8 protein-coding genes and 1 pseudogene are annotated in these 8,736 nt (G+C 70.8%); 6 read left to right on the top strand and 3 right to left on the bottom strand.

Annotation, left to right across the window (positions count from 1 at the left end; translation table 11 throughout):
* Both B7X32_RS15270 and B7X32_RS15265 read right to left on the bottom strand, forming a co-directional pair.
* On the bottom strand, positions 1-509 hold a 509-nt coding region (locus B7X32_RS15270; protein ID WP_292721383.1), incomplete at its 3' end, for an aldo/keto reductase.
* Positions 502-1,809: an L-fuconate dehydratase gene (locus B7X32_RS15265; RefSeq protein WP_292721380.1), complete on the bottom strand. Its 1,308-nt coding sequence runs from the start codon at positions 1,807-1,809 to the stop codon at positions 502-504. The genes B7X32_RS15270 and B7X32_RS15265, both read right to left, overlap by 8 nt.
* 194 nt (positions 1,810-2,003) lie before the next feature.
* Here B7X32_RS15265 and B7X32_RS15260 point away from each other — a divergent pair, with 194 nt between their 5' ends.
* From B7X32_RS15260 to B7X32_RS15250, 3 genes are all read left to right on the top strand, one after another.
* Positions 2,004-2,864 (top strand): fumarylacetoacetate hydrolase family protein, encoded by an 861-nt coding sequence (locus B7X32_RS15260; RefSeq protein ID WP_292721377.1) that lies wholly within the window; start codon positions 2,004-2,006, stop codon positions 2,862-2,864.
* Positions 2,861-3,613, top strand: a complete 753-nt coding sequence (locus B7X32_RS15255; protein ID WP_292721375.1) for an SDR family oxidoreductase — start codon at positions 2,861-2,863, stop codon at positions 3,611-3,613. Before B7X32_RS15260 ends, B7X32_RS15255 begins: the two co-directional genes overlap by 4 nt.
* Positions 3,614-3,908: 295 nt before the next feature.
* Positions 3,909-4,763, top strand: coding sequence for a hypothetical protein (locus B7X32_RS15250; protein ID WP_292721372.1), 855 nt, complete (start codon positions 3,909-3,911; stop codon positions 4,761-4,763).
* Between the two features lie 295 nt (positions 4,764-5,058).
* Here the strand turns inward: B7X32_RS15250 and B7X32_RS15245 are convergent, their stop codons facing one another.
* The gene (locus tag B7X32_RS15245; RefSeq protein WP_292721369.1) at positions 5,059-5,745 is read right to left on the bottom strand and encodes a FadR/GntR family transcriptional regulator; all 687 of its coding nucleotides are present in this window, start codon (positions 5,743-5,745) and stop codon (positions 5,059-5,061) included.
* A gap of 75 nt (positions 5,746-5,820) precedes the next feature.
* On the opposite strand from B7X32_RS15245, the gene B7X32_RS15240 reads away from it, so the two are divergent.
* The 3 genes and pseudogenes from B7X32_RS15240 to B7X32_RS15230 all read left to right on the top strand — a co-directional run.
* Entirely contained in the window at positions 5,821-6,690 is an 870-nt protein-coding gene (locus B7X32_RS15240) for an amidohydrolase family protein (protein WP_292721366.1), read from the top strand.
* A 134-nt stretch (positions 6,691-6,824) separates the two neighbouring features.
* Entirely contained in the window at positions 6,825-7,877 is a 1,053-nt protein-coding gene (locus B7X32_RS15235; RefSeq protein ID WP_292721363.1) for an iron ABC transporter substrate-binding protein, read from the top strand.
* A 114-nt stretch (positions 7,878-7,991) separates the two neighbouring features.
* Positions 7,992-8,736: pseudogene (locus tag B7X32_RS15230) on the top strand (ABC transporter permease subunit); the annotation flags it as partial.

Below are 8,736 nucleotides of genomic sequence, written 5' to 3'. Positions count from 1 at the left end.
ACCCGTCCTTCCGCGCGGAGCGATTCGAGCGCGGGGAACGCCTCGGCGAGTGCGAGATCCAGGTCGTGCCGCTCCGGGTCGTGCAGGTAGAGGATGTCGATGCGCTCGATGCCCAGGCGCTCGCGCGACTCGTCGAGGCTGGCGCTGATCCCCGCCTCCGAGAAGTCCCACACGCGCTGCAGCTCGTCCGGGACGAAGAAGTCGTTCGCCGTGTCGAGCCCGCCTGCGGCGTGGTCCGGGTTCGGGCGCAGGAGCCGTCCCGCCTTGGTGGAGAGCACGTACTCGTCCCGCGGCTTGGTCTGCAGGAACGCGCCGAGCCGACGCTCCGAGAGCCCGAGCCCGTAGTGCGGAGCCGTGTCGAAGAGACGGATCCCGCTCTCCCACGCGGCGTCCAGCACGGCCCAGGCCTCATCGTCGGTGAGCGGGCGGAACAGATTGCCGACGTTCGCGGCGCCGTAGCCCAGGGCGGGGATCTCGGGCCGGGCGGCCGTGTCGACGGACTCAGACATGCGCACCCGCCTCACGGTGCTCGCCGGTCCAGGCGAACGCGGCACGGCTGGCCGCCTTCATCTCCATGCCGTTGCCCGGTGCGGTCGGCGCGGTGTAGGAGCCGCCGCGGATGTCGGTCGGCACCACGAAGTGCTCGTGCAGGTGATCCACGTACTCGATCATGCGCCCCTCGCGGCTGCCGGAGACGGCGACGAAGTCGAACATGGAGAGGTGCTGCACGGCCTCGCACAGGCCGACGCCGCCGGCGTGCGGGCACACCGGCACGCCGAACTTCGCGGCGAGCAGCAGGTTCGCGATGTTCTCGTTCACGCCGGCGACGCGCACGGCGTCGATCTGCATGACCTGGATCGCCTCCGCCTGCAGCAGCTGCTTGAAGATCATCCGGTTCTGCGCGTGCTCGCCGGTCGCGACGCGGATCGGCGCGACGCCGCGGGCGATCTCGGCATGCCCGAGAACGTCGTCGGGGCTGGTCGGCTCCTCGATCCAGGCGGGGTGGAACTCGGCGAGCGCGTTCACCCAGGCGATCGCCTCCGACACCTCCCAGCGCTGGTTGGCGTCGATCGCGATCGGGAAGTCGGGGCCGCACACCTCGCGGGCCTTGCGGAACCGGCGGATGTCGTCGTCGAGGTCGGCGCCGACCTTGAGCTTGATCTGCGTGAACCCGTCGGCCATCGCCTCCCGGGCGAGGCGCTCGAGCTTCTCGTCCGAGTAGCCCAGCCAGCCGGGGCTGGTGGTGTAGCCCGGGTAGCCGGTCGCGAGCAGCTGCCGCTCGCGCTCGGCGCGGCCGGCCTCGGCGTCGCGCAGGATCGCCAGGGCGTCCTCGCGGGTGAGGGCGTTGGTGAGGTAGCGGAAGTCGACGAGGTCGACGATCTCCTCCGGTGTCATCCGCGCGAGCAGCTGCCAGAGGGGAAGCCCTGCACGCTTGGCCTTGATGTCCCACAAGGCGTTGATCACGGCGCCGATCGCCATGTGCATGACGCCCTTCTCCGGGCCGAGCCAGCGCAGCTGCGAGTCGCCGATGATCTCCCGGAACGTGCCGCCCATGTCGTCGAGCAGCGGCTCCAGCTCACGGCCGACGAGGTGCCCGGCGAGCGCGTCGATGCCGGCGACCTGCACGTCGTTGCCGCGGCCGATCGTGAATACGAACGCGTGTCCTTCGATGCCGTCGGCCGCGTCGGTGCGCACGATCACGTACGCCGCGGAGTAGTCGGGGTCGGGGTTCATCGCGTCGGAGCCGTCGAGGCTGAGCGAGGTGGGGAATCGGATGTCGCTGGTCTCCAGCGCGACGATGCGGCTCACGGTTCTCCTGTTCTGGGCCTGATATCGGGAGCGGCGGCACAGAAGGCCGGTTCGCTCCTCGACAGTTGGAGTGTAAACATCGGATGGACAGTTGGAGTGTAAACATCGGATGTCTATACTGTCAACGCGGGATGCATCCGCTCCCGTCGTTCCGGCGGCGGATCCACCCATCCCCGTGAGAAGGCAGGAGAATCATGAAGTTCGCGCGTCTGGGCGACCCCGGATCCGAGATCCCGGTCGTCATCGCCGAAGACCGTACGTACGATCTTCGGTCCGTGACCTCCGATGTGAACGGCGACTTCCTCGCCGCAGACCCCGTGGGGCGCACGCGTGCCGCCCTCGATGCCGGCGCCCTGCCGGAGCTGGCCGACGCGGCGGCGCTGCGGATCGGATCGCCGATCGCGCGCCCCAGCGCGGTGATCTGCGTAGGGCAGAACTACGCCGCGCACGCCCGCGAGTCGGGGGCGGAGCCGCCCACGGTCCCGATCCTGTTCCTGAAAACGCCGAACACGGTCGTCGGGCCGGACGACGCCGTGACCATCCCGCGGGGCAGCGAGAAGACCGACTGGGAGGTGGAGCTCGGCGTCGTGATCGGATCCCGCGCCGCCTACCTCGACTCCCCCGCCGACTCGGAGTCGCACATCGCCGGGTACGTCGTCTGCAACGACGTCTCCGAGCGGGCCTTCCAGATGGAGGTCTCCGGCGGGCAGTGGTCGAAGGGCAAGGCGGCCTTCGGGTTCAACCCGACCGGCCCGTGGCTGGTCACGCCCGACGAGGTCGACGTGCAGAACCTGCGCCTGCGCAGCTTCGTGAACGGCGATCCGCGCCAGGATTCGAACACGAACGACATGATCTTCTCGGTCGCCGAGATCGTGCACCACATCTCGCAGTACATCACCCTCGAACCCGGGGATCTGGTCCTCACGGGCACGCCACAGGGCGTCGCGTTCGGCGGGAAGTTCCCGTACCTCCGCGCCGGGGACGTCGTCGAGATCGACATCGAGGGGCTGGGCGGCCAGCGTCAGGAATTCAAGGCATGGGAGGCACAGGCATGACCGGTCAGGTCGAGGGACTCGTGGCGATCGTCACGGGCGGCGCATCCGGGATCGGCGCGGCGATCGCCGCGCAGTTGCACGGTCAGGGCGCGCAGGTCGCGGTGCTCGACCGCGACGTGGCCGGGGCAGATCCGCGCTTCGCCGCCTTCACCGCCGATGTGTCCGACCGCGCGAGCGTGGACGCCGCGGTCGCCGCGATCGGCGAGCGCTTCGGCCGCATCGACATCGTCGTGAACAACGCCGGGATCGGCGCCCAGGGCGACATCGCGGCGAACGACGACGACGAGTGGGCCCGCGTCCTCTCGATCAACGTGACGGGCATCGCCCGCGTCTCCGCCGCCGCGCTGCCGTGGCTGCGGCAGTCGCCCGCCGCGGCGATCTGCAACACCGCCTCGATCGCCTCGACCACGGGACTGCCGCAGCGCGCCCTGTACTCCGCGTCGAAGGGCGCCGTCTCGGCGCTCACCAGGGCGATGGCCGCGGATCACCTCCGCGAGGGCATCCGCGTGAACGCCGTCAATCCCGGCACCGCCGACACCCCGTGGGTCGGCCGGCTGCTCGACTCCGCCGCAGACCCGGCCGCGGAGCGCGCCGCGCTCAACGCACGTCAGCCGCACGGTCGCCTGGTGTCGCCGGACGAGGTCGCCGGCGCCGTGCTGTACCTCGTCAGCCCCGCCTCCGGATCCACCACCGGCACCTTCATCGAGGTCGACGGCGGCATGGCCCGGCTGCGCCTCCGGGCGGAGTAACTCGGCCCGGAGGCGCTCGGCACCGCTCGGCCCGGCCGCACTCGGTTGCACCCGCCCCCGCTCAGCTCAGCTCCGCTCGGCCCCGCTCGGCTCCGCTCGGCCCCGCTCGGCCCCGGCCGATGGCTGGTCCTGGCGGCCCTCCACCGCTCCCGTCGCAAAAGAAGCCGCCATTTCGCATTCAGAGCGGCATCTTCTGCGACGGGAACGGGCGTTCGACAGGCCCCCGGCGATCGGTGCGCGACAGGGCCTGTGGATAACCGGCTCGCCCGCGCGCTCATGGTGTCAGAGTGCCGGGATGAGAACTCCACGGAGTCTGCCCGAAGGGCTCGGCGGGGCCTTCCACGTGCGGGACGCCATGGCGGCGGGTGTCGGAGCCGGGCGATTGCGCCGATCCGACCTCGGACGCCCGTTCCACGGCATCCGCACCCGGCCCGGCGCCGCCCACCTCGACCCGGATGAGGACGAGGATCCCTTCGCCCGGCAGGCGCGCGAGCGGCTGAGCCGGATCCATGCGTGCGTCCCGCGCCTGCGTGATGGGCAGTTCCTCTGCAGGGAATCCGCGGCGGCCCTCTGGCACGCGCCGCTGCCGCTCGCGATGAAGGACGGGATCGCGGTTCCCGGCGATCGGCTTCCCGTGCACATCGGCGTCTTCGGCACCGTGCCGCTCGTGGATCTCGTCGCCCTGGGCGACTACTTCTGCCGCGCCTGGCGCGATGGCCCTGGACGGCCCGATTCAGGGCGGGCCCCGTTGGCGACGCTCGATGAGTTCCGTCTCGCGATCGGATCCGGGCGGCGTGTGGGGATCGTCCGGCTCCGCGAAGCCGTCGAACTCGTCCGCGAGGATTCCTGGTCTCCCCGTGAGTCCGCGCTGCGCTGCCTCATCGTGTTCGCCGGGCTGCCAGAGCCCGCGCTCAATCACGACGTCTACGACTCTCGCGGCCGCTTCCTGGGGTGCGTCGACCTCGCGTATCCGGAGCGGAAGATCGCGATCGAGTACCACGGGGTTCTGCATCACTCGCGGTACGCGCGGGACGTGGAGCGGATCGCCGCCCTCCGCGCCGCCGGGTGGACGGTGATCGAGGTCACCGCAGCCCTCTTCTCCGACCAGGTCGAACTGCTACGCCGGATCCGTCGCGCCCTCCTCGGCTGACCCGGCGCCGCTCCGCCCGCTCCCATCGCAGAACCGGCCACTCCCGCACCGCTCCCGTCGCGAAAGAAGCCGTTATCGGGCGCCCAGAACGACATCATTCGCGACGGGAACGAATCCAGGGTCATTCCTCCCGCTCCCGTCGCAAAAGAAGCCGCTCTCGCGAGCACAGAGCGGCAGGATCTGCGACGGGAGCAGATCCGGCCCCTCGACGGGAGCAGATCCGGCCCCTCAACGGGAGCAGATCCGGCCCCTCAACGGGAGCGGATCCAGCCCGCCCACGGAGGCCGAGACGAGATCAGGCCTGCGTGGCCTGGGTGGCCTGGCGCAGCCAGCGCTCGACGCCGGCGATGTGCGCGGTCGCGAGCGAGGTCGCGAGCGACGGGTCGTGCTGCGCGATCGCGTCGGCGATGGCGCGGTGCTCCGAGAGCGTGCGCTCCACGGCGCCCTGCTCCGTGAGGCCCCGCCACACCCTGGCGCGGATGGTCTGGCTCGACAGGCTGTCGATGAGGCTCGCCAGATAGCCGTTGCCGGTCATCTGCACGATCTCCCGGTGGAAGCGGATGTCGTGCGCCACGAGGTCGTCGATCGAGACACCCGCATCGATCCCGTCGATCTCGGCCTGCAGCGCGGCGATCGCGTCATCGTCGCCGTGCGTGGCGGCAAGGCCCGTGGCCTGCGATTCGAGCATGCGCCGCACCGCGAACAGCTCGAGCAGCGAGTCGTCGTCGTGCATGTCGACCACGAAGCTGATCGCCTCGAGCAGCAGGTGGGGTTCGAGGCTCGTCACGTACGTGCCGTCGCCGCGGCGGACATCCAGGACCCGGATCACCTCGAGGGCCTTGACGGCCTCCCGCATCGAGTTGCGGCTCAGGCCGAGCCGCTCCGCGAGCTCCTTCTCGGGCGGCAACCGGTCGCCCGGGCCGAGCTCGCCCGACACGATCATCGCTTTGATCTTCTCGATCGCCTCGTCGGTGACTGCCATGGCGTCATCCTAGGGGCTTTCGAGAACATCGGATGTCTTCGCCACACGCGCCCCGATCTGCGAAAGGATGTCACCATGCGCCTCCTCGACTCCCATCTGCACCTGTGGGATCCGTCCCGCCTCGACTACGAGTGGCTCGCGGGGCCGCTGGCGCACCGGTTCGCCGCCGAGGAGCTCGCGCACGCGGGCGTCGACGACGCAGAGCGCACGGCCGCGATCTTCGTGCAGGCGGAGTGCGTCGAGTCGCAGTTCCTCAACGAGGTGCGCTGGGTCTCCGAGACCGCCGCGCGCACGGGCGTCCTCGGCATCGTGGCGGGTGCGCGTCTCGATCGCGGGGAGCGGACGACCGCGCACCTCGCCGCGCTCGCCGGTCTCGACGGGGTCGTCGGCGTGCGGCACAACCTGCAGGACGAACCCGACGCCACCGCGCGCAGCGACGCGTTCCGCACCGGCGCGGCGGCGCTGGCCGCGCACGGGCTCCGCTTCGACGCATGCGTCCGGGCTCACCAGCTGTCCGACGTCTCCGACCTGGCGGCGGCGGTCCCCGCGCTGCCGATCGTGCTCGACCACCTCGGGAAGCCCGCGATCGGCACGGCCGCGGATCCGCTCCGCCCCTCCCCGGCCTGGCTGCGCGACCTGCGCGCGCTGGCGGCGCACCCGCAGGTGTCCGTCAAGCTGTCGGGGCTGCCCGCCGAGACGGGCGGCGCCTGGAGCCCGGCGCAGGTGATCCCGTTCCTCGACGCGGCCGCGGAGGCGTTCGGATCCGGCCGCCTGCTGTGGGGCGGCGACTGGCCCGTCTCCGCCCTCGCGGGCGACCCGCAGGAGTATCGCCGCGAGAGCCGCGCCCTGTGGGCCCGGACCGTCACGGACTGGGCCATCGCGCGGGGCCTCGACGCCGACGCGATCCTCTGGGGCAACGCCGCACGGTTCTACGGCGTGGCGTGAACCGCGCAGGGCGCTTCCTTCCGCGAAGGGCGCGATGCCATTCACAGCAGGGTCATCAAGTTGGTGAGTGAGGCTTGCCTTACCTATTATGTGATTCGCGACTTCCGCGCCTCTCCCTCCACGAAGGACTCTCCGTGCACCGTTCCCTCCGACTGCTCTCCGCCGCCGCGGCGGCCTCCGCCGTCGCCCTCGCGCTCACCGCCTGCAGCGGCTCCTCGACGCCGACGTCGAGCACGGCCGGCGGCGACGACCTCTCGGGCCAGACCATCACGATCTACAACGCGCAGCACGAGGAGCTCACCAAGTCGTGGACCGACGCGTTCACGAAGGCGACCGGCATCAAGGTCCAGGTGCGCAACGGCGACGACACCGAGATGTCGCAGCAGCTCATCCAGGAGGGCGACCGCTCCCCCGCCGACGTGTTCCTCACCGAGAACTCGCCCTCGATGTCGGCCGTCGAGAAGGCCAGCCTGTTCACCTCGCCGGGCGATGAGGCGCTGAAGAACGTGCCGACCGAGTACCGCCCGTCCTCCGGCAAGTGGGTCGGCATCGCCGCCCGTTCGACCGTGTTCGCGTACAACACGTCGAAGCTCACCGAGGCGCAGCTGCCGAAGTCCCTGATGGATCTCGCCGACCCGTCGTGGAAGGGCCGCTGGGCCGCGTCCCCCTCGGGCGCCGACTTCCAGGCCATCGTCTCCGCGCTCGTGCAGCTCAAGGGCGCCGACGCCGCCGAGACGTGGCTCAAGGCCATGAAGACGAACTCGGTCGCGTACAAGGGCAACTCCACCGCGATGAAGGCCGTGAACGCGGGCGAGATCGACGGCGCCGTGATCTACCACTACTACTGGTTCGGCGACCAGGCCCAGACCGGCGAGAACTCGAAGAACGTGCAGCTGCACTACTTCAAGAACCAGGATCCCGGCGCCTTCGTGTCGGTGTCCGGCGGCGGCGTGCTGAAGTCGAGCAAGCACCAGGCCGCGGCGCAGAAGTTCCTCGCGTTCGTCACCGGCGCCGAGGGCCAGAAGATCCTGCAGACCGGTACGTCGTTCGAGTACCCGGTCGGATCCGGTGTCGCCGCCAACCCGAAGCTCGTCCCCCTCAAGGACCTGCAGGCGCCGACCATCGACCCGGCTACGCTGAACTCCAAGCAGGTCACCGATCTGATGACCCAGGCAGGCCTGCTCTAAGGCGCAGACATCACCACGACGACCACCTCCCGACGGGCGGCCGGAGCGCGACAGCTCCGGCCGCCCCGCGGCGTCTCCCGAGGAGCCGGGTCGTGGGTCGTCGTCGCCGCCGGCATCGTGGTCGCGGCGCTCTCGCTGCTGCCGCTGCTGTTCGTGGTCACGACCGCGGCGCAGATCGGCTGGGCCGAATCGGCGGCGCTGATCTTCCGGCCCCGCGTCGGCGAGCTGCTCACGAACACCGTGCTGCTCGTCGCGATCACCGTGCCGCTGTGCGCCGTGATCGGCGTCGGCGGCGCCTGGCTCGTCGAGCGCACCTCGCTCGCGGGGGCGGGCGCGTGGGGCGCGGTGCTCGCGATGCCGCTGGCGATCCCCGCGTTCGTCAACTCCTATGCGTGGGTCTCCGCGATCCCCTCGCTCGCGGGACTCGGATCCGGTGTGCTGCTCGCGACTCTCTCGTACTTCCCCCTCGTGTACCTGCCGGTGCGCGCGGCGCTGGCCCGGCTGGATCCGGCTCTCGAGCAGGCCGCCGCCAGCCTCGGCCGCGGCCCCGTGCGCGTGTTCTTCGGCACCGTGCTGCCGCAGCTGCGCCTCGCGCTGCTCGGCGGAGCACTGCTCGTGGGACTCCACCTGCTGAGCGAGTACGGCGCGTTCGCGCTGATCCGCTTCGACACCTTCACGACCGCGATCATGGACCAGTACCGGTCCACCTTCAACGGCTCCGCGGGCAGCATGCTCTCCGGCGTGCTCATGCTGCTGTGCTTCGCCCTGCTCCTGCTGGAGAGCCGCGCTCGCGGACGTGCGCGGTACGCGCGGATCGGATCCGGCACCGCGTCGCCGCCCCGACGGATCTGGCTGCGCG

It is taken from the genome of Microbacterium sp. 13-71-7 (assembly GCF_002257455.1).
In the GTDB taxonomy this organism is placed as follows: domain Bacteria; phylum Actinomycetota; class Actinomycetes; order Actinomycetales; family Microbacteriaceae; genus Microbacterium.
The sequence above is the reverse complement of the archived record's forward strand: the minus strand, read 5'-3'. Positions and strand labels throughout refer to the sequence as shown.

What these genes read in the sequence shown, in the direction of transcription:
- B7X32_RS15260 (WP_292721377.1), top strand. Translation starts at nt 2,004, where the DNA reads ATGAAGTTCGCGCGTCTGGGCGACCCCGGATCCGAGATCCCGGTCGTC.
- B7X32_RS15245 (WP_292721369.1), bottom strand. Translation starts at nt 5,745, where the DNA reads ATGGCAGTCACCGACGAGGCGATCGAGAAGATCAAAGCGATGATCGTG.
- B7X32_RS15255 (WP_292721375.1), top strand. Translation starts at nt 2,861, where the DNA reads ATGACCGGTCAGGTCGAGGGACTCGTGGCGATCGTCACGGGCGGCGCA.
- B7X32_RS15240 (WP_292721366.1), top strand. Translation starts at nt 5,821, where the DNA reads ATGCGCCTCCTCGACTCCCATCTGCACCTGTGGGATCCGTCCCGCCTC.
- B7X32_RS15250 (WP_292721372.1), top strand. Translation starts at nt 3,909, where the DNA reads ATGAGAACTCCACGGAGTCTGCCCGAAGGGCTCGGCGGGGCCTTCCAC.